The organism is Micromonospora sp. NPDC048830, from assembly GCF_043198215.1.
In the GTDB taxonomy this organism is placed as follows: Bacteria; Actinomycetota; Actinomycetes; order Mycobacteriales; family Micromonosporaceae; genus Micromonospora.
Window position 1 is genome coordinate 121,514 of sequence record NZ_JBICUP010000008.1, and the last position, 25,337, is coordinate 146,850.

Sequence of the window (25,337 nt, forward strand, 5' to 3'; positions counted from 1 at the left end):
CGCCGTGAACCCTGCCCGGCGCAAGCCCGCCGGGTGGCCGGTGGTCAGCTCGCGGTCGCCACCCGCACCCGGGGCGCCACCTCCACGGAGACGCTGTGCATGATGCGCTCCCGGTCCGGGCCCTCGGCGACGCACACCACGAAGCAGCCCGCGCCGGGCTGGAGCAGGGCGGGCACCCCCAACAGCGCGGCGCCCCGGACCAGCACGGCGGCGAGCTCCCGGTCGGTCAGCCGGACGCCGAGGATGTGCCGTCGCACGTGCCGTCCGCCGGCGAGCAGCGCCGCGCGCCACGCCGCGGCGGCCAGCCGGGGACGCCACACCCGGCGGGCGGTCGACGCCCCCGGGACGGCCCCGCCGAGCAGTTCCCGCCGGCCCTGCCGCCAGCCGACCTCGATGCGCGCCGCGTACGTCGCCCGGTACTCCCGGGGCACCTGGAGACGGTGCAGCTCGTAACGGCGCCGCAGGCCGCCGGTGGCCACCTCGTGGGTGACGGGGACCTCCAGCCGGCCCAGCAGCTGGCGCATCCGGTGCGCCGCCTCCTCCCGGTTGAACTCGGCGCCGGCGCCGGCCGGGGCGGGCAGCGGGGAACGGCGCCCGGTCACGGCGGGCGTGGAGGTGCAGCGCAGCAGGCAGGCCAGCTCGAAGGCGTCGGCGAGGGTCGACCAGTCCAGCGGGGGCGGGGCCGCGGGAAGACGAGGCCGGTCGAGCAGCGTGGGTTCGGGGGCCACCACAGTCTCCTTTACGGCGTCGGTTTCCCCCTACCGTCGCCCGCCGGGCCGTCCGGTGGTACCCGTGGCCGCCAGGCTTGAGGAAATCTTGCGGCAACGGCCTCGTCGCGGAGCCTTTCCGTTTCCGGGTTGTTACAGCCGCGTCACCACGACGTCCACCGCCCGGGGCCGGCCGGCGGCCGGTGGCTGCTCCAGCACCGTGTACTTGAGGTCGCGCAGGGCGGCCACCAGCTCGTCCACAGTGCGGGGGCGGACGCCGGCGGTGAGCAGGTCCCGGACCAGCCGTCCCTTCGTCGCCTTGTTGAAGTGGCTGACGACCGACCGGACCGGCCCCTGCGGGGTGTCGCGCTCGTGCAGCACCCGCACCGTCACGGTCCGCTCGGCCAGCTCGCCGCGCGGGGTCCAGGTGGCCGCGTACGCGCCGGAGCGCAGGTCCAGCACCGGCCCGCCGCCGGCCGCCGCCTCCATGGCCGGGGCCAGCGTCCGCCGCCAGTACGCCGACAGCGCCCCCAGGCCGGGCAGCCGCGCCCCGATCGGGCAGCGGTACGGCGGGATCCGGTCGGTGAGCCGCAGCGCCCCCCACAGGCCGGAGCTGACCAGCACCGACCGGCGGGCCGCCCGCTGCGCGCCCGGGGGCAGCGAGGCGAGGTCCAGGGCCTCGTAGAGCACGCCCGTGTAGATCCGGCCGGCCGGGGCGGTGGCCGCCCGCTCCAGCCGGGCGTTGCGGCGCAACTCCCCGGCGAGCCCCGGGGTGAGCGCCAGCGCGTCGAGGGCCGCCGCCTCGTCCCCGCCCGCGCAGAGCCCGACCAGCTCGGCCAGCACGGCCGACCGGGCCGGGTTCAGCTCCGGCAGGGACAGCCGGGTCAGGTCCAGCCGTCGACCGGTGCCGGCCTCGGCCTTCCCCTCCGAGGGCGGCAGCAGGATGAGCATCGGCGGGACCTCCTCGGTGCGGCGGGTGGCGGCCCGGCCAGCGTACGGCCCGCGGTCAGCGCCACGGCCGCACGGCCGTCTCCGGGTGGTACACGCGATAGCCGCCCACCTCGGCGAGCAGGGCCCGGTCGGCCCGGTCCCCGAGCAGCCCCCGCAGCCGCCGGTCCGCCGGGCCGTCCGCCGCGAACACGTAGCCCGGCCGGGCGACGCGGGCCACCTCCCGCCAGTACGGCTGGTAGCGGTTCTGCCCCGGCGTCAGCTGGGTGTCGAGCACCCCGCACACCACGGCCTCGGCCGTGTTGAAGACCAGCCGGTTGCACGTCCAGTACTCCGCGTACACCGCCCGCAGCCCCGCCCGGCGGACCGTGTCGGCCAGCTCCCGGGCGAGCAGTTCCTCGCCCCGCAACGGCCCGATCATGGCGACGAAGTTGCCGGTGGTCACCAGTACGGCGGCGGTCAGCCCCGCCAGCGCCGCGGCGGCCGACGCCCCGGCCAGCCGGCGGAGGACGCTGGCCGTGCCCCGCCAGGCGGCCACCGCCGCCACCCACAGCGGCCAGACCACCATCGGCAGCGAGATCTGGAGCACCGACAGGTAGCGGGCGTTGCCGAGCGGCTCGGTGGCGGCCAGCGGGCTGCGGACGTACACCGCCAGGGTCAGCGCCGCGCCGCCGACGAGGGCGAGCTGCGCGACCGGCCCGACCCGCTCGGCGCGGCTCGCGGCGCGCCGGTACGCGACCAGCGCGAGCGCGGCGGCGGCCGCCAGCAGCAGCGGGTAGAGCAGCCCGAACCACTGTGGCCCCCGGTCGCACCCGGTGACCGGGCAGAGGCCGCTGGACAGCGGCACGCCCTGCAGCAGCCCGCCGCGCAGCCGGTCGGCGAGCGCCGGGGCCGGCCCGGTGCTCGTGTTGATCGCCCGCAGCACCGACAGCGAGTCCTGGCCGGGCGGGGCGGCCAGGTTGGCCTGGATCAGGGGTGCGGCGCCGAGGGCGGCCCCGGCCAGCAGCAGCGCCCCCGAGCGGCCGACGAGTTCCCGGCGCAGCGCCCAGGCCAGCACCAGCCCGGCCACCGCCAGGTACGGCACGATCAGCCAGTCCGACCAGAGGGCCAGCCCGGCCAGCAGGCCGGCGGCGCCGACGGCGAGCCGCCGGGCCGCGACCCGCCCGTCGGCCAGCCCCACGGCGATCAGCAGCACCAGCACCACGGCCGGCTTCGCCTCGGCCCGCCCGCCGACCGTGGTGAGGTGGTCCCGGACGACGCGCTCGGGGCCCAGCGCGAGCAGGCCGACGACGAGCGTGGCGAACCACGGGGTGCAGATCCGGCGGGTCAGCCGGTACATCGCCCAGGCGAAGAGCGCCCAGAGCGGAAGCAGCGGCAGCCGCAGCACGACCCAGCTCGGCCCGGTCACGGCGAACAGCGGCGCCGCCAGGTAGGACTCCAGCATGCCCATGTAGCGCTGGCCGTAGAGGAAGACCGGGTGCTCCCGGCCGGCGGCGATGTGCATCGCGGCCAGCCCGAAGGTGGCCTCGTCGCTGTTGGAGGCGGGCACGGTGAGCAGCGCGAGGGCCAGCCGGTAGCCGAGCCCGGCCAGCCCGAGCACGAGCGCGACGAGCGCCGGCCGGTCGAGCGCCGGGCGCCACCGGCGGCGGTGTTCCACGACTGTCGACAAGACCCAACGCCCCCCGTCGTCGTAACGAACGGAGTGCGCCGGGCGTTCCGGGTCGTTCTTGGCAAACGGGACGGGGGTGCTCTCCGCTCGCGTGGCCGCCTCCGCCGGGGTGTGGCAGGGTTGCAGCGTGCCCACACCCGCTGGCCAGCTGGCCGTACCGAACCTGCACCGGGCCGCGCGGATCGAGGACGCCGTGCACAACCTGGTGGAGCGCAGGCTGCGGCGCACCGGGTGGAAGATCAACATCGTCGCGTACGCCGGGTACGGCGCCCCGGGCTGGGCGCGGGTGCTGTGCCGCGTGCTGCTGTGCCGCCCGGACGTCCGCGCCCGCAAGCGGCCCGAGAAGGTCCGCGGCTGGCGCAGCTTCACCACCCTGCCCGCCAAGTACGCGACGGTCACGATCGAGGCCGGCGGGGTGCGGCACGAGGCGCAGGCCGACCGCAGCGGGTTCGTCGACACCGTGGTCGAGGCCGACCTGACCCCCGGCTGGGCGTCGGTGCGGCTGAGCGTGGCCGACGCGGAGCCGGTCGAGGCGCTGATCCGGGTGCTCGACCCGAGCGTGAAGTTCGGCATCCTCTCCGACATCGACGACACGGTCATGGTGACCGCGCTGCCCCGGCCCCTGCTAGCCGCCTGGAACACGTTCGTCCTCGACGAGCACGCCCGGGCCGCGGTGCCCGGCATGGCGGTGCTCTACGAGCGGCTGGTCACCGCGCACCCCGGCGCGCCGGTGTTCTACCTGTCCACCGGCGCCTGGAACGTCGCGCCGACGCTGACCCGGTTCCTGTCCCGGCACCTCTACCCGGCCGGGCCGCTGCTGCTCACCGACTGGGGGCCGACGAACGACCGGTGGTTCCGCAGCGGCCGGGAGCACAAGCGGGCCACCCTCGCCCGGCTGGCCCGGGAGTTCCCCGACGTCCGCTGGCTGCTGATCGGCGACGACGGCCAGCATGACCAGGAGATCTACCGGGAGTTCGCCGCCGGTCACCCGGACAACGTGGCGGGGGTGGCGATCCGCCGGCTCTCGCCGACCCAGGCGGTGCTGGCCGGCACCCTGCCCGCCCCGGCCGGCCGGTCGTCGTCCGGGCCGGTGGGGCAGAAGTGGCTCTCCGCGCCGGACGGCGCCGGGCTGTGGAAGCTGCTGCGCGAGGCCGGCCTGGTCTGACCGGCCTCGGCGGGCTGCCCACCCTGGCGGTGGTGGCTACCCCGCCGGTCGACGAGGCGACCGCGCACAGCCGTCGCGCGGTCCGGCGTACCGTCGGCGCGCTCCTGTGGAGCTGCCCGCGTGAACGGGGCAGTCCAGCGCCTGGCGGGCGCACAGGCGGGGCAGCTCCACAGCGCCCCAACCCAGCAGCTGCTCCCACCCTGCCCGCCCGCCTCAGTCCCGGCGGAGCCAGAGCACGCCCAGCGGCGGCACCCGCAGCGCCGCCGACGCCGGCATCCCGTGCCACGGCACGCCCTCCGCCTCCACCGCGCCCAGGTTCCCCACCCCCGACCCGCCGTAGTGGTGGGAGTCGGTGTTGAGCACCTCCGCCCACCTCCCGGCCGCCGGCAGGCCGATCCGGTAGCCCTCGAGCGGTACGGCGGAGAAGTTCGCCACGCACACCAGCGTCGCGCCGTCCGGGGCGATCCGGACGAACGAGACCGTGTTGTTGGCGACGTCGTCGGCGGCGATCCAGCGGAACCCGGCCGGGTCGGTGTCCTGCGCCCACAGCGCCGGGGTGTCCCGGTAGACGCGGTTGAGGTCGCCGACGAGGCGCCGCACGCCGGCCCGCCCGGGGTCGTGCAGCAGGTACCAGTCGAGCCCGCGCTCCTCGCTCCACTCCCGGTCGTCGGCCAGCTCGCAGCCCATGAACAGCAGTTGCTTGCCCGGGTGCGCCCACATGTACGCCAGCAGCGCCCGCACGTTGGCCAGCCGTTGCCAGGCGTCCCCGGGCATCTTGGCGGCGAGCGAGCCCTTGCCGTGCACCACCTCGTCGTGGCTGATCGGCAGCACGTAGTTCTCGCTCCACGCGTACGCCAGCGAGAAGGTGAGCTGATGGTGGTGGTGCTGCCGGTAGATCGGGTCCTTCGAGGCGTACAGCAGGGTGTCGTGCATCCAGCCCATGTTCCACTTGAACCCGAAGCCCAGCCCGCCGTCGGAGGTGGGGCGGGTGACGCCGGGCCAGGCGGTGGACTCCTCGGCCACCATCAGCGCCCCGGCGTGGTGCTTGTAGACCGTGGCGTTGACCTCCTGCAGGAGCGCGATGGCCTCCAGGTTCTCCCGGCCGCCGTGCACGTTGGGCGCCCACTGCCCCTCGGCCCGGGAGTAGTCCAGGTAGAGCATCGAGGCGACGGCGTCCACCCGCAGGCCGTCGACGTGGAACTCGTCCAGCCAGTACAGCGCGTTGGCGACCAGGAAGTTGCGCACCTCCCGCCGGCCGAAGTCGAAGACGTACGTGCCCCAGTCGGGGTGCTCGCCGCGGCGCGGGTCGGGGTGCTCGTACAGCGGGGTGCCGTCGAAGCGGGCCAGGGCCCACTCGTCCTTCGGGAAGTGCGCGGGCACCCAGTCGAGGATCACCCCGACGCCCGCGGCGTGCAGCCGGTCCACCAGGTGGCGGAACTCGTCGGGATCGCCGAACCGGGAGGTGGGGGCGTAGTAGCCGGTGACCTGGTAGCCCCAGGAGCCGCCGAACGGGTGCTCCATCACCGGCAGGAACTCCACGTGCGTGAAGCCCAGCTCGGTCACGTACGCGGTCAGCTGCTCGGCCAGCTCCCGGTAGCCGAGGCCGGGCCGCCACGAGCCGAGGTGCACCTCGTACACGCTCATCGGCTCCCGGTGCGGCGCCCGCCCCGCGCGCCGCGCCAGCCAGTCGGCGTCGGACCACTCGTACGTCGAGTGGTGCACCACCGACGCGGTGGCCGGCGGCGTCTCCGCGTACCGGGCCAGGGGGTCGGCCTTGTCCCGCCAGTGCCCGTCGGCGCCGAGGACGCGGTACTTGTACGTCGCGCCGGCGCCGACGCCCGGGACGAACAGCTCCCACACCCCGCTGGCGCCCAGCGAGCGCATCGGCCAGCCGTCGTCCGGGGCCCAGCCGGTGAAGTCCCCGACCACCCGGACGCCGCGCGCGTTCGGCGCCCACACGGCGAACGCCACGCCCCCGTCGAGGACGCGGGCGCCCAGGGCCTCCCAGAGCCGCTCGTGCCGGCCCTCGCCGATCAGGTGCAGGTCCAGCTCGCCGAGCGTGGGCGGGTGCCGGTACGGGTCGTCGTGGACGACGCCGTCCACCTCCACCCGGTAGTCGAGCACCGTGCCCGGCACGGTGGCCTCGAAGACGCCCACGTCGTGCACCCGCGTCGCCGGGTGCCGCTCGCCGTCCACCAGCACCGACACCTCGCCGGTGCCCCGGCGCAGGGTGCGGATCGTGGTGCGCCCCTCGGCCGGGTGCGCGCCGAGCACGGCGTGCGGGTCGTGCGCCCGGCCGGCGATCAGCTCGTCCACAGTTCGTCGTCCTTTCCGGCCGCGAAGGTCGGGGCGGTCGGGGTGCTGGGCGGGGAAGACTGCCGGGGCAGGGTGAACACGTGCGCGGGTTGCAGGTACGGATCGAGCCGGACCGCGTTGCGCTGCCCCCAGTCGTAGCTGGCGCCGGTCAGCTCGTCGTACACGGTGAACCGTTCGTGCCAGTCGAGGCCGAGCGCCGGCATGTCCAGCGTGGTGTTGCCCCATTGCACGGTGCGAGAGTCGAACGAGCAGACCACGAGCACCGTGTTGCCGGTGTCCGGGTCGCGCTTGGACCAGCACAGCAGCGCCGGGTTGTCGATCTCGTGGAAGACCAGGTTGCGCAGCCGGTGCAGGGCCGGGTTCTCGCGCCGCACCCGGTTGAGGGTGGCGACGAACGGGGCCAGCGACCGCCCCTGCTCCTGCGCGCCGGCCCAGTCGCGGGGGCGCAGCTCGTACTTCTCGTTGTCCAGGTACTCCTCCGCGCCGGGGCGGGCCTCGTGCTCGAACAGCTCGAAGCCGGCGTACATGCCCCAGGAGGGGGAGAGCAGCGCGGCCAGCACCGCCCGGATCTTGAACATCGGCGGGCCGCCGTGCTGGAGGGACTCGTGCAGGATGTCCGGCGTGTTCGGCCAGAAGTTCGGGCGCATGTAGTCGGCCGCGGCGACCAGCTCCAGGCAGTACGCCCGCATCTCGGCCGCGCTCGTGCGCCAGGTGAAGTACGTGTACGACTGGGTGAAGCCGATCTTGCCGAGGCCGTGCATGACGGCCGGCCGGGTGAACGCCTCGGCCAGGAACAGCACGTCCGGCTCGACCTTCTTGACCTCCCCGATCAGCCAGTGCCAGAAGTCGAGCGGCTTGGTGTGCGGGTTGTCGACCCGGAAGATCCGGATCCCCTCGCCGACCCAGTGCAGCACCACCCGCAGGATCTCCGCCCGGATGCCCTCCGGGTCGTTGTCGAAGTTCAGCGGGTAGATGTCCTGGTACTTCTTCGGCGGGTTCTCCGCGTACGCGATGCTGCCGTCGGCCCGGGTGGTGAACCACTCGGGGTGCTCGGTCACCCAGGGGTGGTCCGGGGCGCACTGCAACGCCAGGTCCATCGCCACCTCCAGGCCCTGCTCGGCGGCGGCGGCCACGAAGTCCCGGAAGTCCTCCGCCGTGCCCAGGTCGGGGTGGATGGCGTCGTGGCCGCCCTCGGCCGCCCCGATCGCCCAGGGCGAGCCGACGTCGTCCGGCCCGGCGGTGAGCGCGTTGTTGCGGCCCTTGCGGTTGACCCGGCCGATCGGGTGGATCGGGGGCAGGTAGAGCACGTCGAAGCCCATCGCGGCGACCCCCGGCAGCCGCTGGATGGCGGTGGCGAAGGTGCCGGAGCGCGCGGGCGCGTCGACGGTCGCCGGGATCGCCCCCTCCGAGCGGGGGAAGAACTCGTACCAGGCGGAGAAGAGCGCCCGGGGGCGGTCCACCCAGAGCCGGCGCTGCTCGCCGGTGGTGACCAGCGCGCGCACCGGATGCTCCCAGAGCAGGTCGGCGAGGGCGAGCGCCGGGGCGACCCGCTCCTGCGGGGGTCTGCGCTCGTCGGCCAGCGCCGCCACGGCCGCGCGTACCCGGTCGGCGTCGGCGGCCGGGACCAGCTCCAGGGCGGCGGTCAGCACCCGGACGCCCTCGGCCAGGTCGTTGGCCAGCTCCGCCGGCCCCTGCCCGGCGGCGATCTTCTTCGTCACCGCGCTCTGCCAGGTCAGGTACGGGTCGTCGAACGCCTCCACGGCGAAGGTCCACTCGCCGACCGCGTCGGGACGGATCGTGGCGTGCCAGCGGTCCTGGCCGGGCTCGCCGGGGCGCATCCGGGTGAACGGGCGCGCCCGGCCGTCCGGGCCCAGCCAGACGACGTTGCAGCCGAGGGCGTCGTGGCCCTCCCGGTAGGCGCGCGCCGACACCGGCACCAGCTCGCCCACCACCGCCTTCGCGGGGTAGCGACCGCAGGAGACGACGGGGGTCACGTCTTCGATCGGGAACCGTCCGGTCACCGGTTCAACGTACTGCGCGAGATCGCTTCGCGCTCGGCTGCGGGGTCGACGAACCGAAGTCTTGCACCGCTCCCGTGCTGTGCCGAAGACTCCTACCGTGCGCACGCATCGAAATTCGTGACCGCATCACCGCTGCCCAGACCCGGGGCGGAGTGCATCCGTGTGCCCGTCGACACGTATCATCTGTATTACGTATCAGGGAGGCGCGATGAAGCTGAACAGCAAGGGGCAGGTGACCATCCCGGCCGCCCTGCGTGCGCGGTACGGGCTGCACGAAGGCGACGAGGTCGATGTGGTGGAGGAAGGCGGCGCGCTGCGAATCGTGCAAGTGAGCGGGGCCGAAAGCAGGGGGCAGCGCCTGGTGCGTCACATGCGCGGCCGCGGTGGCGCCAAGCAGACCGAAGGTATGTCCACCGACGAGCTGATGGAGCTGCTGCGTGGCGAATGACCGCCTCCGCGCCGTGGCGGAGCGGGATGCCGACACCGCCACGACCCTGGTCGACACCAACGTGCTCCTGGACATCCTCACCGAAGATCCGCGATGGGCCGGCTGGTCGGGCGACGCGCTCGCCGCCGCGCGGGATACGGGCGTCCTGGTGATCAACCCGATCGTCTACGCCGAGGTGTCGGTGCGGTTCGCCGGTATCGAGGAACTCGACGAGGCGCTACCGGCCGGGGACTTTCTCCGCGAGGAGCTTCCCTACCCGGCCGGCTTCCTCGCCGGCAAGGCGTACGCCAGGTATCGCGGGCAGGGCGGCACCAAGCGGTCGCCGATCGCGGACTTCTACATCGGAGCGCACGCCGCCGTCTGCGGGTATCGGCTGCTCACGCGCGACGGCGCGCGGTACCGCACGTACTTCCCCAGGCTCTCACTGATCACGCCTGAGGGCTGACGCGGGACGGCCGGCGCGGCGTCAGCCGGCGGCGCCGACCGACCGGTACACCTCCAGGGTCCGCGTGGCGATGGCGTCCCAGGAGAAGTGCTCGACCGCCCGCTGCCGCCCCGCCCGGCCGAACTCGGCCGACCGCGCCGGGTCGGCCAGCAGCTCGTTGAGCCGGGCCGCCAGGTCGGCCACGAAGCGTTCCGGGTGCAGCGGCCGGCCGCTGCCGTCGGTGGCCTGCTCGATCGGGACCAGCAGGCCCGTCTCGCCGTCGGCGACGACCTCGGGGATGCCGCCGGTGGCGGTGGCCACCACCGCCGTCTCGCAGGCCATCGCCTCCAGGTTGACGATGCCCATCGGCTCGTAGACGGAGGGGCAGACGAAGACCGTGGCGTGGGTGAGCACCTGGATGACCTCGTGCTTGGGCAACATCTCGGCCACCCAGACCACCCCGGAACGGTTGGCCCGCAGCTCGGCCACCAGGCCCTCCACCTCGGCGGCGATCTCCGGGGTGTCCGGCGCGCCGGCCAGCAGCACGAGCTGGGCGTCGGCCGGCAGCTCCCGGGCCGCCCGCAGCAGGTACGGCAGGCCCTTCTGGCGGGTGATCCGGCCGACGTACACGACGCTCGGGCGGGACGGGTCGACGCCGAGCCGGTCCAGCACGTCCGTGGCCGGGTCGGGGGCGTACTGCGCGGTGTCGATGCCGTTGTGCACGACCCGGACCCGGTCGGGGCCGACCGCCGGGTACGCCGTCAGCACGTCGGCGCGCATCCCCGCGCTGACCGCGATCACCGCGTCGGCCGCCTCCACGGCGGTGCGCTCGCACCAGGACGACAGCGCGTACCCGCCGCCGAGCTGCTCGGCCTTCCACGGCCGCAGCGGCTCCAGGCTGTGCACGGTGACCACGTGCGGCACCCCGTGCAGCAGCTTCGCGGTGTGCCCGGCCAGGTTCGCGTACCAGGTGTGGCTGTGCACCACGTCGGTGCCGGCGCAGCCGGCGGCCATCTCCAGGTCGGCGCCCATCGTGCGCAGCGCGGCGTTCGCGCCGGCCAGGCCGGGCGGCTCGGCGTAGGCGGTGACGCCCGGCTCGGCGCGCGGCGCCCCGAAGCAGTGCACCCGTACGTCGGCGAGCCGGCGCAGCTCCCGGGCGAGGTACTCGACGTGCACGCCGGCCCCGCCGTAGACCTCCGGCGGGTACTCGCGGGTCAGCAGGTCGACGCGCAGCGGTGCGGACTCGGTCATGCCCGGCACCCTAGTGCAGAAGCCCGCCGCGCACCCGGCACGCGACTGTGCCCGTCCGAGTGGTGAAGTCGGGCCCGGGTGGATAGCGTCTGAGCATGGCTGACAAGGTGCTCGCGATCGTGCTTGCCGGCGGGGAGGGCAAGCGCCTGATGCCGCTCACGACTGACCGGGCCAAGCCGGCCGTGCCGTTCGGCGGGATGTACCGGATGGTCGACTTCGTGCTGTCCAATCTCGCCAACGCCGGCTTCCTGAAGATCGTCGTGCTGACCCAGTACAAGTCCCACTCGCTGGACCGGCACATCACCAAGACCTGGCGGATGTCGACGCTGCTCGGCAACTACGTCACGCCGGTGCCGGCCCAGCAGCGCCGCGGCCCGTGGTGGTTCGCCGGCTCCGCCGACGCGATCTACCAGAGCTTCAACCTGATCAACGACGAGCAGCCGGACTACGTGATCGTCTTCGGCGCCGACCACATCTACCGGATGGACCCGCGGCAGATGGTGGACGACCACATCGCCTCCGGCGCGGGGGTGACCGTCGCGGGCATCCGGCAGCCGCTGTCGACGGCCGACCAGTTCGGCGTCATCGAGGTCGCCGAGGACGGCCGGCGCATCCGGGCGTTCCGCGAGAAGCCCACCGACGCCGTCGGCCTGCCGGACGCCCCGGACCAGATCTACGCGTCGATGGGCAACTACGTGTTCACCACGAAGGCGCTGTGCGAGGCGGTCGAGCGCGACGCGGAGGACAAGACCAGCAAGCACGACATGGGCGGCAGCATCATTCCGATGCTGGTCGAGCGGGGCGAGGCCAACGTCTACGACTTCCGCGACAACGAGGTGCCGGGCAGCACCGACCGCGACCGCGGCTACTGGCGGGACGTGGGGACGCTCGACTCGTTCTACGACGCGCACATGGACCTGATCAACGTGCACCCGGTGTTCAACCTCTACAACTTCGAGTGGCCGATCTACACCGAGCAGCCGCCGTACCCGCCGGCGAAGTTCGTGCACCAGTGGGGCGAGCGGGTCGGCCGGGCCGTCGGCTCGATGATCTCGCCCGGCGCCGTGATCTCCGGGTCGCTGGTGGAGAACTCGGTCGTCTCGCCGAAGGTCCGGGTCCACTCGTGGGCGCACGTCGACGGCGCGGTGCTCATGGAGGGCGTCGAGATCGGCCGGCACGCCGTGGTCCGCCGGGCGATCCTCGACAAGAACGTCTACGTGCCGGAGGGCGCCGAGATCGGCGTCGACCTCGAGCGGGACCGGCAGCGGTACACGGTCTCCGACAACGGGATCGTGGTGATCGGCAAGGGGCAGCGCGTGGAGCGTTGAGCCACGTGTGACACCGGCGTCGCCGGGAAAGAGTGAGGGTCCGTACCGTCCCTGGAGGTTGTAGCAGTGGCCCACCCCCGTGCCGGCCAGCCCGCCGAGCCCGCCGACCTGGTCGACGTGCCCCGCCTGGTCACCGCCTACTACGCCGAGCACCCCGACCCGGCCGACCCGGCGCAGCAGGTCTCCTTCGGCACGTCCGGCCACCGGGGGTCGAGCCTGCGCAACGCGTTCAACTCCGACCACATCCTCGCCGTCACGCAGGCGCTGTGCGACTACCGGCGGGAGCGGGGGCTGGACGGGCCGCTGTTCCTCGGCCGGGACACCCACGCCCTGTCCGCCCCGGCGGCCGTCGACGCGCTGGAGGTGCTCGCCGCCAACGACGTCACCGTGCTGCTGGACAGCCGGGACGGCTACACCCCCACCCCGGCCGTGTCGCACGCCATCCTGGCGCACAACCGGGGGCGCACCCGGGGGCTGGCCGACGGCATCGTGATCACCCCGTCGCACAACCCGCCGGAGGACGGCGGGTTCAAGTACAACCCGACCCACGGCGGGCCGGCCGACACCGACGTCACGAGGTGGATCCAGGACCGGGCCAACGCGATCCTGGCCGGCGGGCTGACGGAGGTGCGGCGGATCCCGTACGCGCGGGCCCGCGCCGCCGACACCACCGGCGGGTACGACTTCCTCGGCCGGTACGTCGACGACCTGCCCGCCGCCGTCGACCTCGACGCGGTCCGGGCCGCCGGGGTGCGCGTCGGCGCGGACCCGCTCGGCGGGGCCAGCGTGGCGTACTGGGGGGAGATCGCCGACCGGCACCGGCTCGACCTCACGGTGATCAACCCGACGGTCGACCCGACCTGGCGCTTCATGACGCTCGACGGCGACGGCCGGATCCGGATGGACTGCTCCTCGCCGAACGCGATGGCGTCGCTGATCGCGGCCCGCGCCGACTACCAGGTCTCGACCGGCAACGACGCCGACGCCGACCGGCACGGCATCGTCACCCCCGACGGGGGCCTGATGAACCCGAACCACTACCTCGCGGTGGCCATCGCGCACCTGTTCCGCACCCGCGACCGGTGGGGCCCGGCCGCCGCGGTGGGCAAGACCCTGGTCTCCAGTTCGATGATCGACCGGGTGGCCGCCGACCTCGGCCGGCCGCTGCTGGAGGTGCCGGTCGGGTTCAAGTGGTTCGTGCCGGGCCTGCTCGACGGCACGGTGGGCTTCGGCGGCGAGGAGAGCGCCGGGGCGTCCTTCCTGCGTCGCGACGGCGGCGTCTGGACCACCGACAAGGACGGCATCCTGCTCTGCCTGCTCGCCGCGGAGATCGTCGCGACCACCGGGCGGACACCGAGCCAGCACTGGACGGACCTGGCCGAGCGGTTCGGCGCCCCCGCGTACGCCCGGATCGACGCCCCGGCCAGCCGGGCGGAGAAGGCCGTGCTGGGCAGGCTCTCCCCGGAGCAGGTGACCGCGACCGAGCTGGCGGGCGAGCCGATCACCGCGACCCTGACCACGGCGCCGGGCAACGGCGCCCCGATCGGCGGGCTCAAGGTGAGCACCGCCTCCGGCTGGTTCGCCGCGCGCCCCTCCGGCACCGAGGACGTGTACAAGATCTACGCGGAGTCGTTCCAGGGCCCGGAGCACCTGGCCCGCATCCAGGACGAGGCCCGCGAGCTGGTGACGCAGGTGCTCAAGCAGGCCTGACCGGCCGCCGCCCCTGGACCGCCGCCGGTCCGGGCAGCTTCCGGCCGCCCGGGAAGTCGGACATTTGGCATAACTAACGTCGATTGTGCCCGTTAGTCCTGTTGCAGGCGATGCGCCTGGGGACAGAACCGGCAACCCCATGGATGGGAGCGACGTTGGAAACCGTGGCCACCGGCGGTGCCGGCCCGATCGGTGCGACATGCACGTCGTGATCATGGCAGGCGGCCTGGGCACCCGCCTGCGGCCGTACACCACCGCGCTGCCGAAACCGTTGGTGCCGATCGGGGACAGCTACGCGATTCTCGAGATCGTCCTGCACCAGCTCGCCGCGTGCGGGTTCACCCACGCCACGCTGGCGATCAACCACCTGGGATCGCTCATCCGGGCCTTCGTCGGCGACGGCCGACGCTTCGGGCTGCGGGTCGACTACACCGAGGAACGCGTCCCGCTGTCGACCGTCGGGCCGCTGTTCGGGCTCCGCGACAGGCTGCCCGAGCACTTCCTCGTGATGAACGGCGACATTCTCACCAATCTGGACTACGCCGACCTGCTGCGCACCCACGTGGCGTCCGGCGCGCCGGTGACCGTGGCCACCTTCCGGCGCAGCGTACGGATCGACTTCGGCGTGCTCTCCGTGGCCGACGGGCGGGTGGTCGAGTTCACCGAGAAACCGACCCTCGACTACCGGGTCAGCATGGGGGTCTACGGGCTGTCCACCAAGACCATCGCGTCCTATCCGGTCGGCCGGGCCTTCGGCTTCGACGAGCTGATGCTCGACCTCATCGGCCAGGGCCAGTACCCCGCCGACTACCCGTTCGAGGGGCACTGGCTCGACATCGGCCGGCCCGAGGACTACGACGAGGCCAACCGGACCTTCGAGGCGCTGCGGCCGATCCTGCTGCCCGCGTCGGTACGGACCCCGGCATGAGTCGGGTCCTGCTCTTCGGCGGCTCCGGCTTCCTGGGCCGGCACGTCCGGGCGGCCCTCGCCGGTGAGGCGACCCTCGTCTGCCCGCGCCGTGCCGAGTGCGACCTGGTGGACGTCGCGCTGCCCGACCTCGCCGCGCTCGTCCGGCAGGCCCGGCCCACGGCGGTGGTCAACTGCACCGGCCGGTTGGGCGGCAGCGACCACGAACTCGTCCGCGCGCACACCCTGGTGACCGCGAAGCTCGTCGAGGCGGTCGCGCTGGCCGCGCCCAGGGCCCGGCTGGTCCGGCTCGGCTCCGCCGGCGAGTACGGGCGACCGCCGTACGGCCGGCCGGTCCGGGAGAGCGATCCCGCCGAGCCGGTCGGCGGCTACGGCCTGAGCCACCTGAGCGCCACCCGGTTGGTGGAACTGGCGGTCGCCGCCGGCCGGCTGGACGCGGTGGTGCTGAGGGTGTTCAACCCGATCGGTCCGGGTCTGCCGGAGGAGAGCGTGCTGGGCCGGGCCGCCCGGCTGCTGCGCGACGCGCTCGCGCGGGGCGGCCCCGAGATCGCCCTCGGCCCGCTCGACGCGTACCGGGACCTCGTGGACGTCCGGGACGTGGCGCTCGCGGTGCGCGCCGCCGTGCGGCTGCCGTCGGTGCCCGACCCGGTCCTCAACGTCGGCAGCGGATCCGCCGTGCGGATCCGGGAGGCGGTGCGGATGCTCGCCGCCGTCGCCGGGTTCTCCGGGGCCGTCACCGAGGCCGCGCCGGCGCCGGGCGCGGCCCGCACGGCCGACGTGCCGTGGATGTGCGCCGACGTCTCGTCGGCCGCGCGGGCCCTCGGCTGGGCGCCGTCGTACGACCTCGCCGACACCGTCAAAGCCATCTGGAGCGAGGCCACCGGCCCCGCCCACGCACCGCTGCCGAAGGAGTAGACGTTGTACCAGAAGATCGGGGTCGTCGGGCTCGGCTACGTCGGCGTGACCCTCGCCGCGGCGCTGGCCGACCAGGGTTACCAGGTGCACGGCGTCGACACCCAACCGGCCGTCCGCGAGACGCTGCGGGCGGGCCGGCCGCACATCTTCGAGCCCGGCATCGACGAGGTGCTCGCGCGCCAGGTCGGCCGGTCGCTCCTCGTCGCCGACAGCCTGCCGGCCGACCTCGACGCCGTCGTGCTGTGCGTCTCCACCCCCGTCGACCCGGCCAGCCACCGGGCGCGGCTGGAGAACCTGGCCGCCGCCGCCGAGGCGGTGGCCGCCGGGTGCCGGCCCGGGACCCTGGTGGTGGTACGCAGCACCGTGCCCGTCGGCACCAGCCGAGGTGTGGTGCTGCCGCCCCTCGCAGCGGCCTGGGGCGACGACGTCCGGCTGGTCATGGCGCCCGAGCGCACCATCCAGGGGCAGGCGCTGCGTGAGCTGGTCGAGCTGCCGCAGGTCGTCGGCGGGCTGGACGAGGCGAGCCTGCGGGCCGGCCTGGAGTTCTTCGGCGGACTGGCGCGGCAGCTCGTCCCCGTGTCCAGCCTGGAGGCCGCGGAGCTGGTGAAGCTCGCCAACAACTGCCACACCGACCTGATCTACTCGTACGGCAACGAGCTGGCGCTCATCGCCGAGGCGCACCGCCTGGACCCGCTGGAGGTCATCCGGGCCGCCAACCTCGACTACCCCCGGCCCGACCTCAGCCGTCCCGGGTACGTCGGCGGCGGCTGCCTGTCGAAGGACCCGTACCTGATGGTGGAGAGCGCCGGGGAACGCCCGCCGTTCCTGGTCGGGGCCGCGCGGCGGCTCAACGAGCACCTCCCCGCGCACGTCGCCCGCCGGGTGGTCGAGCTGCTGCGGCAGGAGCGTGGCGAGGCGCGCGGCGCGCGGCTGGCGGTGCTCGGCTGGGCGTACAAGGGCTGGCCCCCCACCGACGACATGCGCGGCACCCCCGTCACCACGATGCTGCCGATCCTCGCCGACGCCGGGCTGGTGGTGCTGGGGCACGACCCGATGGTGACGGACGAGGTGATCCAGCGGCACGGTGGCGTCCCCACCAGCCTGGACAAGGCCTTCGCGGAGGCCGACGCCGTGCTGGTCCTCAACGACCACCCGGACTACCGGGCGCTTCCGGTCGGCGCCATGCTGCGCGGCACGGGCGTGCGGCTGGTCTTCGACTCCTGGCGGATCCTGGACGAGGCGGAGATCCGGGCGGCCGGCGTGCGGTACGCCGGCATCGGTTACCTGCCGGCCGACGCCGGGCCACCCGCGCCGCCGGCGCGCCGGGACGCGTCGAGCGCGACGGTGCCGGCCTGATGCGGGCGCTGGTGCTCGGCGGGGCCGGGTTCATCGGACTGCACCTGGTCGAGCGGCTCGTCGCCGACGGTCACCGGGTGACCGTCGTCGACGACTTCTCGCGCGGACGCGACGACGAGCGGCTGGGTGCCCTGCGGCACTCGCCGGCCGTGGACGTGGTGTCGGCCGACCTGACCGCGCCGCGGGCGTGGCCGGCGCTGCCCCGCGACGTCGACCAGGTGTACCTGCTCGCCGCGGTGGTCGGGGTACGCAACGTCGAGGCCGACCCGGCCCGAGTGCTGCGGGTCAACACGCTCACCGCCGCGCACCTGGTGGACTGGCTGCACCCCGGCCCCAAGGTGTTCTTCAGCTCCACCAGCGAGGTGTACGCCGGCGGGGTGGACGCCGGGCTGGTGCCCGTGCCGACCCCCGAGGAGGTGGCCGTCACGATCGCCGACGTGGCCTCGCCCCGGCTGGCGTACGCGATCAGCAAGCTGGCCGGCGAGGCGCTGCTGCTGCACGGGGCCCGCGCCAAGGGCTGCCCCGTGGTGGTCGGCCGCTTCCACAACGTCTACGGCCCCCGGATGGGCACGGACCACGTGATCCCGGAGATGATCCTGCGGGCGCTGGCCGGCGAGAACCCCTTCCGGATCTGGGGGGCGGACCAGTTCCGCGCGTTCTGCCACGTGGCCGACGCGGTCGAGGCGGTGGTCCGGCTGATGGCCACCCCGGCGGCGGACGACCAGATCGTGCACATCGGCGACGACAGCGAACAGACCAACATCGCCGACCTCGCCAAGCTGGTGCTCCGCCTGGCCGGCGTCGCGCCGGACGTGCGGCACCTGCCGGCGCCGGCCCGCTCGGTGCAGCGCCGCTGCCCGGACCTGAGCCGGCTGCGGCGGCTGACCGGCTTCGAGCCGAGCGTGCCGCTGGAGGAGGGGGTCCGGCAGACGCTCGACTGGTACCGGGCCTGGCGGGCCGCCACGCCACACCACGTCGCGCCGGGCGGGCCCGAGGGCGTGCGGAGCCACGGACGGGAGCAGTCGTGAAGATCGTGGTGACCGGCGGGGCCGGCTTCATCGGCGCCAACCTGGTCCGGGTCCTGGCCGAGACCCCCGGGGTACGGGAGATCGTCGTCGTGGACGACCTCTCCACGGGGTCGCTGGACAACCTGCTGGACGTGCCCGCCCAGCTGCTGACCGGCACCGTCCTCGACCCCGACCTGCTCGACGAGGCGGTGCCCGGGGCGGCCAGCGTGGTCCACCTGGGCGCCCTCGGCTCGGTGCCCCGGTCCATCGACGACCCGCTGCGCAGCCACCACGCCAACGCCACCGGCACGCTGACCGTGCTGGAGGCGGCCCGCCGGCACGCCGTGCCCCACGTCGTCGTGGCCTCCTCGTCCTCGGTCTACGGCGCCAACCCCGTGCTGCCGCGCCGGGAGACGTTGCGGCCCATGCCCGTCAGCCCGTACGCGGTGTCCAAGCTGGCCACCGAGGCGTACGCCAACGCGTACGCCGCCTGCTACGACATGCGGGTGCTGCCGCTGCGGTTCTTCAACGTCTTCGGGCCGCGGCAGGCGGCCGACCACGCGTACGCGGCGGTGGTGCCCCGGTTCGTCAGTGCCGCGCTGGCCGGCCGGCCGTTGCAGGTCCACGGTGACGGCCAGCAGACCCGCGACTTCACCTACGTCGGCAGCGTGACCTCGGTGATCGTCGACGCGATCCTGCGCCGGGTGGCCGCGCCGGACACCGTGAACCTCGCCTTCGGCGCGCGGGTCTCCCTGCTGGACCTCATCGCCGAGCTGGAGGCCGTGCTCGGCCGGCACCTGCCGATCGTCCACGGCCCGCCCCGGCCGGGGGACGTCCGCGACTCGCAGGCCGACTGCGCGCGGCTGCGGGAGCTGTTCCCGACGGCGTGCCCGTACCCGCTGCGCGCCGGCCTGGCCGCGACGGTCGACTGGTACGCCGGCCGCGTCCTGGCCGACCGCTGACCGGCGCGATGTCCCGCGCGGAGCCGGGTCTCGCCGGGGCCGTCCGCGTCCCGGCGGCGCCGCCCGCCCCGGACCGGCCGGCGGGTCCGCCCGGCGATGCGGGCGCCTCCCGCAGCCGGCGGCTCGCGACCGGGATCCTCACCGCCGTCCTGAGCCGGGGCGTGGGTCAGGTCGTCCCGCTCGTCCTCATCCCGGTCACCCTGTCGTACCTGGGGCCGCAACGGTACGGCCTCTGGATGTCGGTGGTCGCGCTGACGGCCATGGCCGCGTTCGCCGACCTGGGACTCGGCACCGGGCTGATGACGAAGTTGGCGGGCTGCTACGCCACCGGCGACACCGCTCGCGCCCGCAGCTACGTCTCGACCGCCTACTGCCTGCTGGGCACGCTCGCCGCGGTGGCCTGCGCCCTGCTCTGGTCGGTGTCGCCGGTGGTGCCCTGGTCGGCGGTCTTCAACGTGACGGACGAGCTGACGCCGGCCGAGACCAGGGCGATGGTGCTGGTCTGGCTGACCGCCTTCGTGGTGAACATCCCGTTGTCCCTGGTCAACCGGGTGCAGTACGCGTACCAGCAGGTGGGGCAGAGCAACGTCTGGCTGGCGGTGGGCTCGCTGGTCACCCTGCCCCTGGTCCTGCTCGTCGTCGGTGCCGGGCTGCCGCCCGTCGCGGTCGTCGCCGTCATGGCGGCGGCGCCGCTGCTGGTGACCGTCGTCAACACGGTGTGGGTCTACTGGTGGCGGATGCCGCAGCTGCGGCCACGACCGTCCGCCGTCGACCGCCGGCTCGCCGGCGGGCTGCTGCGGATCAGCGGGCTCTTCTTCGCGGTGACCATCGTGATGGCGGTGGCCAACAACGTGGACAACCTGATCATCGCGCACACCCTCGGGTTGGCGAGCACCACCGCCTTCGCGATCCCGGCCAAGCTCATGATGCAGCTCGGCGGGCTCATGGTGATGGTGAACATGCCGCTCTGGGCGGCCAACGGCGAGGCGTTGGCCCGCGGGGACGTGGCCTGGGTCCGCCGGACGGCGCGCCGGATGACACTCCTGTCGATCGTCAGCATCCTGCTTCCGTCCACCGCCCTCGTGGCCTTCGGCGACCGCCTCTTCGCTGCCTGGCTGCCGTATCCGCTGGGCGGGGACCGGTGGCTGCTGGTCGGCCTCGCGCTGTGGTGGCTGCTGCTGAGCGGGTTCTCCCCGCTGATGATGGTGCAGAACGCCGCCGGCGTGGTCCGTCCCCAACTGGTCGGGCTGGTGGTCTACCTCGGGCTCTCGGTGCCCGGCAAGTGGTACGGCGCAACCGCGTACGGGCTCACGGCCATCCCGTTCGTGGGGGTCGCCTGCTACGCGTTCACGGTCCTGCCGGCCGGGCTGCTCGGCTACCGCCGGGCCCTGGCGCGGTACGCCTCGCCGGCCGTACCGGGGCGGGACGGCGGCGAGCCGGTGGGCGTGTCCGGCCATCCGGGCGTTCGTTGAGCCCGGTGCCGGGGCCGTTTCGCGCAGGCGACAGGGGGAGTCGGGTGGAGAAGTCCGTACGGAACGACTGGGTGGCGTACGTCGGCCCGTTCCTCTTCCCGTGGGGGCAGGCCAGCTCCCGGCGGGTGTACGGGCAGGCCGGCGGCCTCGCGGCGGCCGGGCGCCACGTCGTCGTGGTCAGCGGCGAGCACGGCCCGGAGCTCACCGGGCTGCCCGAGCTCGACGGGCCGGGTTCGGTGCGCCACGTCGGCGCCGGTGAGATACCGCCGGACGGGGCGGGGAGGCTGGCCAAGTCCGTCCACTGGCTGCTGCGCTGGGGCGCGCGCACGGTGCGCTGGCTCGACGCCCAGCCGACCAGGCCGTCCCACGTGGTGCTGTACGGCGGCGACGCCCCGTACGCCGCGCACCTGCGTCGCTGGTGTCGCCGGCACCGGATCCCGCTGGTCGCCGACGTCGTCGACTGGTACGGCCCGCGGCAGGTGCCGGGGGGCGCCCTCGGTCCCCTCTACCTCAGCAGCCAGCTCGCCCGGCGCTACCACTACCCGCGGTGCGACGGCGTCATCGCGATCAGCTCCTTCCTGGGCGACTACTACCGGCGGCGGGGGCTGCCCGTGCTCCAGGTCCCGCCGACGCTGGACGTGCGGGGGCTGGCGGTGTCCGCCGGCCGGGACGACGCCGGTGGGGGCGGGCTCCGGGTGGTCTACGCGGGATCGCCGGGCCGCAAGGACCTGGTCGACACGCTCGTGCGGGCGGTGGACCGGGTCAACGCCGGCGGCGGCCGGGTGGAGCTGCGGATCGTCGGGCCGGGCCCCGAGGACGTGCGCCGGATGCTCGGCGGCGGCCCGATCCCGCAGGGGGTGCGGGTGCTGGGCCGGCTGGCGCAGCAGCAGGTCTCGTCCGTCCTCCAGGCCGCCGACTTCAGCGTGCTGGTCCGGGCGCAGGAGCGGTTCACCCGCGCGGGCTTCCCCACGAAGTTCTGCGAGAGCGTGGCGAACGGCACCCCGGTCATCGCCAACCTCACCAGCGACCTGGGCAGCTACCTGCGCGACGGCGTCGAGGGGCTGGTCTGCCGGGACCACTCGGTCGACGCCCTCGCCGAGACCCTGGGGCGCGCGCTCCTGCTGACGCCTACCGACCGGCGCCGGATGCGGGCCGCCGCCCGGGCCCGCGCGCTGGAGTCGTTCGACTTCCGGGTGTACGCCGGTCCGCTGGGCGAGTTCTTCGAGGCGTTGCGCCCCGACAACCGGGCAGAAAACATCCATGTTTCGGTGGGTTAGTCCGTTTTGCGTGCCCCTTCTGCGTGGTCCGTCGTTGATCCGGGTGCCAGGAGGAACGATCCGGTGGGCGATCCACGGATGAACGGGGGCTGCTGATGACATCTTCGACCGAGGGGCGACGGGTTCTGATAACGGGGGGAACGGGCTCCTTCGGCCAGACGATGACCCGGCGGCTGCTCGACCGGGGCGTGGCGGAGGTGCGGGTGCTCAGCCGGGACGAGGCCAAGCAGGACGCCATGCGCCGGGCGCTCGGCGACGACCGGGTCCGCTACCACGTCGGCGACGTGCGGGACTTCGACACCGTGGCCCGCGCGACGCGGGAGGTGGACTTCATCTTCCACGCCGCGGCCCTCAAGCAGGTGCCCTCCTGCGAGTTCTTCCCCCTGGAGGCGGTCCGCACCAACGTGCTGGGCAGCGCGAACGTCGTCGAGGCCGCCCAGCGCAACGGCGTCGGCTCGGTCGTCGTGCTCAGCACCGACAAGGCCGTCTACCCGATCAACGCCATGGGCATGAGCAAGGCCATGATGGAGAAGGTGGCCCAGGCGCACGCGCGGAACAACCCGCGCAGCGGCACCGTCGTCTCCTGCGTCCGGTACGGCAACGTCATGTACTCCCGGGGCTCGGTCATCCCGCTGTTCGTCGAGCAGCTCAAGGCCGGCGCCGTGCCGACCGTGACCGACCCCGGCATGACCCGGTTCCTGATGTCCCTGGCCGACTCCGTCGAACTGGTCGAGCACGCGTTCGCCAACGCCCGGGCCGGCGACATCTTCATCCGCAAGGCCGCCGCCTGCACGATCGGCGATCTCGTCACCGCGCTGTGCCAGCTGTTCGACGTCCCCGCGAAGTACCAGGTGATCGGCGTGCGGCACGGTGAGAAGCGGGACGAGACGCTGGCCAGCCGCGAGGAACTGGCCCAGGCCGACGACTTCGGCGACTTCTACCGGGTGCCCGTCGACGCCCGCGACCTCAACTACGCGCTCTACGTGACCGAGGGCGAGCTGGGCGGCCCCGGCCAGCAGGACTTCACCTCCGCCAACGCGCGCCGGCTGGACGTACCGGAGATCGTGGAGCTGCTGCGGACGCTGCCGGAGATCCGCGCGGAGCTGGCCGCACGCGACCCGGCGCTGGTCCCGTGAGGGTCGCGCTCACCGGCGCCGGCGGCTTCCTCGGCTGGCACGTGCGGGTCCTCGTCCGCGCGCTCGGCTGGCCCGAGCCGGCGGTCGTCGACCGCGCCGACCTGGCCGACCCGGCGGCGGTCGCCGCCCGGCTGCGCGGCGTGGACCGGGTCCTGCACCTGGCCGGCGTCAACCGCGGCGACCCGGCCGACGTGGCCGCCGGCAACGTCGCGCTGGCCGAGGCGCTCGCCCGGGGCCTGCGGCGCTGCCCCGAGCCGCCGAAGACCGTCGTCTTCGCCAACTCGACGCAGGCCGGCAACGGCACGCCCTACGGCGACTCGAAGGCGACCGCCGCCGCGATCCTGGCCGACGCCGCCGCCGGCAGCCAGGTCGTCGACGTGCGCCTGCCCCACCTGTACGGGGAGCACGGCCGCCCCTTCTACAACTCGGTCACCGCCACGTTCTGCCGGGTCCTCGCCGACGGCGGGGAGCCCGAGGTGCGCGAGGACCGCGAGCTGCACCTGGTACACGTCACGGACGCGGCGGCCCGGCTGCTCGACGCGCCCCCGGCCGGCGTCTGGGACGCCGGGATGCCGGCGCTGCGGACCGGCGTGCGCGCGCTCGCCGAGCGGCTGACCGGGTACGCGGCCACCTACCGCCGGGCGGAGCTCCCGCCGCTGCTCGACCGGCACGACGTCCGCCTGTTCAACACCTACCGGTCGCACCTGTTCCCGGCGCGCTACCCGATGCCGCTGCCGCGCCGCGCCGACCAGCGCGGCGTGCTGGTCGAGACCGTCAAGGCGCACGGCGGCGCCGGCCAGACGTTCTGCTCCACCACCCGCCCCGGCGTCACCCGCGGCGAGCACTTCCACCTGGCGAAGGTGGAGCGGTTCGTCGTCCTGCGCGGCACGGCCGAGATCGCCCTGCGCCGGATCGGGCACGACGAGGTGGTCCGCTTCCCGGTCGACGGGGCCGACCCGGTGGTGGTGGACATGCCCACCATGTGGGCGCACGACATCACCAACACCGGCGGCGACGAGCTGCTGACGCTGTTCTGGACGGACGGGATCTTCGACCCGGACCGGCCGGACACCTACCGGGAGACTGTCGGCTTCCCGGCCACCGGTGGGTGAGACGGAATCGCGAAGGGCCGCCCCGCGGCAGGATCGGGAGGTGACCGGGTGACCCGGGTCATGACTGTGGTGGGCACCCGGCCGGAGATCATCCGGCTGTCCCGCGTGCTCGACCGGTTGGACCGGACGGTGGACCACGTGCTGGTCCACACCGGGCAGAACTGGGACCCCGCCCTGTCGGACGTGTTCTTCACCGACCTGCGGCTGCGCCCGCCCGACCGGTTCCTGCACGTGGACACCGCGTCGTTGGGCCGGGTGCTCGGCGGGGTGCTGGTCGGGGTGGAGACGGCCATCGCCGAGCTGCGACCGGACGCGTTGCTGGTGCTGGGGGACACGAACAGCTGCATCGCGGCGCTGATGGCCCGCCGGATGCGGGTGCCCGTCTACCACATGGAGGCCGGCAACCGCTGCTTCGACCTCAACGTGCCCGAGGAGACGAACCGGCGGCTGGTCGACCACGTCGCCGACTTCAACCTCGTCTACACCGAGCACGCCCGGCGCAACCTGCTGGCCGAGGGGCTGCACCCGCGGCGCGTCCTGCACACCGGCTCGCCGATGCGCGAGGTGCTGGAGCACCACCGCGCGGACGTCGCCCGCTCGACCGTGCTGGACCGGCTCGAACTCGCCCCGGACGGCTACTTCGTGGTCAGCGCGCACCGGGAGGAGAACGTCGACCACCCGGCCCGGCTGCGCCGCCTGCTGGACTGCCTCCGCGCGGTGCGGGACACCTGGGGCCTGCCGGTGCTCGTCTCCACGCATCCCCGCACCCGCAAGCGCCTGGAGGCGCTCACCGGCCACGACGCCGCCCTGGACGGGATCGCGTTCCACGAGCCGTTCGGCTTCTTCGACTACGTACGCCTGCAGAGCGAGGCGCGGTGCACGCTGTCGGACAGCGGCACGATCAGCGAGGAGGCCGCGATCCTCGGCTTCCCCGCCGTGACGCTGCGGGAGTCGATCGAACGCCCCGAGGCCCTGGACGCGGGCGGCATCGTCATGACCGGCCTGGACCCGGCGGGCGTGGTGGAGGCGGTACGGGTCACCGTCGACCAGGTCGCCGCCGACGGCGTGCCCTGCCCGGCGGACTACGGGGTGCCGGACACCTCCCGCCGCGTCGTCGACTTCATCCTCTCCACCGTCCGCCGCCACCACGACTGGGCGGGCATCCGGCACCACGCCCACCGGTAGC

At 74.0% G+C, this 25,337-nt stretch carries 21 protein-coding genes; 15 read left to right on the forward strand and 6 right to left on the reverse strand.

Features of this window, described 5'->3' with window-relative positions:
- Positions 1–44: 44 nt before the first annotated feature.
- The 3 genes from ACGFIZ_RS10460 to ACGFIZ_RS10470 all read right to left on the reverse strand — a co-directional run bounded on the left by ACGFIZ_RS10460 (position 45) and on the right by ACGFIZ_RS10470 (position 3,324).
- Positions 45–728: a hypothetical protein gene (locus tag ACGFIZ_RS10460; protein WP_393417843.1), complete on the reverse strand. Its 684-nt coding sequence runs from the start codon at positions 726–728 to the stop codon at positions 45–47.
- Between the two features lie 132 nt (positions 729–860).
- Positions 861–1,658, reverse strand: coding sequence for a peroxide stress protein YaaA (gene yaaA / locus ACGFIZ_RS10465; RefSeq protein ID WP_393417845.1), 798 nt, complete (start codon positions 1,656–1,658; stop codon positions 861–863).
- Positions 1,659–1,713: 55 nt separating this feature from the next.
- Positions 1,714–3,324 (reverse strand): hypothetical protein, encoded by a 1,611-nt coding sequence (locus ACGFIZ_RS10470; RefSeq protein WP_393417847.1) that lies wholly within the window; start codon positions 3,322–3,324, stop codon positions 1,714–1,716.
- A 181-nt stretch (positions 3,325–3,505) separates the two neighbouring features.
- Here ACGFIZ_RS10470 and ACGFIZ_RS10475 point away from each other — a divergent pair, with 181 nt between their 5' ends.
- Entirely contained in the window at positions 3,506–4,489 is a 984-nt protein-coding gene (locus ACGFIZ_RS10475) for an App1 family protein (RefSeq protein WP_393417984.1), read from the forward strand.
- A gap of 213 nt (positions 4,490–4,702) precedes the next feature.
- Here ACGFIZ_RS10475 and glgB read toward each other — a convergent pair whose 3' ends face one another.
- Positions 4,703–6,805 (reverse strand): 1,4-alpha-glucan branching protein GlgB, encoded by a 2,103-nt coding sequence (gene glgB, locus ACGFIZ_RS10480; protein ID WP_393417849.1) that lies wholly within the window; start codon positions 6,803–6,805, stop codon positions 4,703–4,705.
- A complete protein-coding gene (locus ACGFIZ_RS10485) occupies positions 6,793–8,826 on the reverse strand; it encodes a maltotransferase domain-containing protein (RefSeq protein ID WP_393417851.1) in 2,034 nt (677 codons plus the stop codon). Before ACGFIZ_RS10485 ends, glgB begins: the two co-directional genes overlap by 13 nt.
- A gap of 208 nt (positions 8,827–9,034) precedes the next feature.
- Here ACGFIZ_RS10485 and ACGFIZ_RS10490 point away from each other — a divergent pair, with 208 nt between their 5' ends.
- Together ACGFIZ_RS10490 and ACGFIZ_RS10495 are read left to right on the forward strand one after the other, a co-directional pair.
- Positions 9,035–9,274 carry an AbrB/MazE/SpoVT family DNA-binding domain-containing protein gene (locus ACGFIZ_RS10490; protein ID WP_393417853.1) on the forward strand — a complete coding sequence of 80 codons (240 nt, stop codon included), beginning with the start codon at positions 9,035–9,037 and terminating at the stop codon, positions 9,272–9,274.
- Positions 9,264–9,719 (forward strand): type II toxin-antitoxin system VapC family toxin, encoded by a 456-nt coding sequence (locus tag ACGFIZ_RS10495; protein WP_393417855.1) that lies wholly within the window; start codon positions 9,264–9,266, stop codon positions 9,717–9,719. Before ACGFIZ_RS10490 ends, ACGFIZ_RS10495 begins: the two co-directional genes overlap by 11 nt.
- 21 nt (positions 9,720–9,740) lie before the next feature.
- Here ACGFIZ_RS10495 and glgA read toward each other — a convergent pair whose 3' ends face one another.
- The gene (gene glgA / locus ACGFIZ_RS10500) at positions 9,741–10,949 is read right to left on the reverse strand and encodes a glycogen synthase (protein ID WP_393417857.1); all 1,209 of its coding nucleotides are present in this window, start codon (positions 10,947–10,949) and stop codon (positions 9,741–9,743) included.
- 95 nt (positions 10,950–11,044) lie between these two features.
- Here glgA and glgC point away from each other — a divergent pair, with 95 nt between their 5' ends.
- The 12 genes from glgC (at position 11,045) to wecB (ending at position 25,336) form a co-directional block, all read left to right on the forward strand.
- Complete coding sequence (glgC, locus tag ACGFIZ_RS10505; RefSeq protein ID WP_393417859.1) at positions 11,045–12,277, forward strand: glucose-1-phosphate adenylyltransferase; 1,233 nt, start codon at positions 11,045–11,047, stop codon at positions 12,275–12,277.
- Between the two features lie 66 nt (positions 12,278–12,343).
- Entirely contained in the window at positions 12,344–13,987 is a 1,644-nt protein-coding gene (gene pgm / locus ACGFIZ_RS10510; RefSeq protein WP_393417861.1) for a phosphoglucomutase (alpha-D-glucose-1,6-bisphosphate-dependent), read from the forward strand.
- A gap of 199 nt (positions 13,988–14,186) precedes the next feature.
- Positions 14,187–14,915 (forward strand): sugar phosphate nucleotidyltransferase, encoded by a 729-nt coding sequence (locus tag ACGFIZ_RS10515; RefSeq protein ID WP_393417863.1) that lies wholly within the window; start codon positions 14,187–14,189, stop codon positions 14,913–14,915.
- Entirely contained in the window at positions 14,912–15,829 is a 918-nt protein-coding gene (locus tag ACGFIZ_RS10520) for an NAD-dependent epimerase/dehydratase family protein (RefSeq protein WP_393417865.1), read from the forward strand. Before ACGFIZ_RS10515 ends, ACGFIZ_RS10520 begins: the two co-directional genes overlap by 4 nt.
- Before the next feature lie 3 nt (positions 15,830–15,832).
- Positions 15,833–17,185, forward strand: a complete 1,353-nt coding sequence (locus tag ACGFIZ_RS10525; protein WP_393417867.1) for a nucleotide sugar dehydrogenase — start codon at positions 15,833–15,835, stop codon at positions 17,183–17,185.
- A complete protein-coding gene (locus ACGFIZ_RS10530; RefSeq protein ID WP_393417869.1) occupies positions 17,185–18,213 on the forward strand; it encodes an NAD-dependent epimerase/dehydratase family protein in 1,029 nt (342 codons plus the stop codon). Before ACGFIZ_RS10525 ends, ACGFIZ_RS10530 begins: the two co-directional genes overlap by 1 nt.
- Positions 18,210–19,154 carry an NAD-dependent epimerase/dehydratase family protein gene (locus ACGFIZ_RS10535; protein WP_393417871.1) on the forward strand — a complete coding sequence of 315 codons (945 nt, stop codon included), beginning with the start codon at positions 18,210–18,212 and terminating at the stop codon, positions 19,152–19,154. The genes ACGFIZ_RS10530 and ACGFIZ_RS10535 overlap by 4 nt, the downstream gene beginning before the upstream one ends.
- 8 nt (positions 19,155–19,162) lie before the next feature.
- Positions 19,163–20,626 carry a lipopolysaccharide biosynthesis protein gene (locus ACGFIZ_RS10540; RefSeq protein WP_393417873.1) on the forward strand — a complete coding sequence of 488 codons (1,464 nt, stop codon included), beginning with the start codon at positions 19,163–19,165 and terminating at the stop codon, positions 20,624–20,626.
- A gap of 44 nt (positions 20,627–20,670) precedes the next feature.
- Positions 20,671–21,903 (forward strand): glycosyltransferase, encoded by a 1,233-nt coding sequence (locus tag ACGFIZ_RS10545; RefSeq protein ID WP_393417875.1) that lies wholly within the window; start codon positions 20,671–20,673, stop codon positions 21,901–21,903.
- A 95-nt stretch (positions 21,904–21,998) separates the two neighbouring features.
- Positions 21,999–23,039, forward strand: a complete 1,041-nt coding sequence (locus ACGFIZ_RS10550; RefSeq protein WP_393417877.1) for an SDR family NAD(P)-dependent oxidoreductase — start codon at positions 21,999–22,001, stop codon at positions 23,037–23,039.
- Positions 23,036–24,151 (forward strand): NAD-dependent epimerase/dehydratase family protein, encoded by a 1,116-nt coding sequence (locus tag ACGFIZ_RS10555; protein WP_393417879.1) that lies wholly within the window; start codon positions 23,036–23,038, stop codon positions 24,149–24,151. The genes ACGFIZ_RS10550 and ACGFIZ_RS10555 overlap by 4 nt, the downstream gene beginning before the upstream one ends.
- Before the next feature lie 48 nt (positions 24,152–24,199).
- Positions 24,200–25,336, forward strand: a complete 1,137-nt coding sequence (gene wecB, locus ACGFIZ_RS10560; protein ID WP_393417881.1) for a non-hydrolyzing UDP-N-acetylglucosamine 2-epimerase — start codon at positions 24,200–24,202, stop codon at positions 25,334–25,336.
- Position 25,337 lies beyond the last annotated feature (1 nt).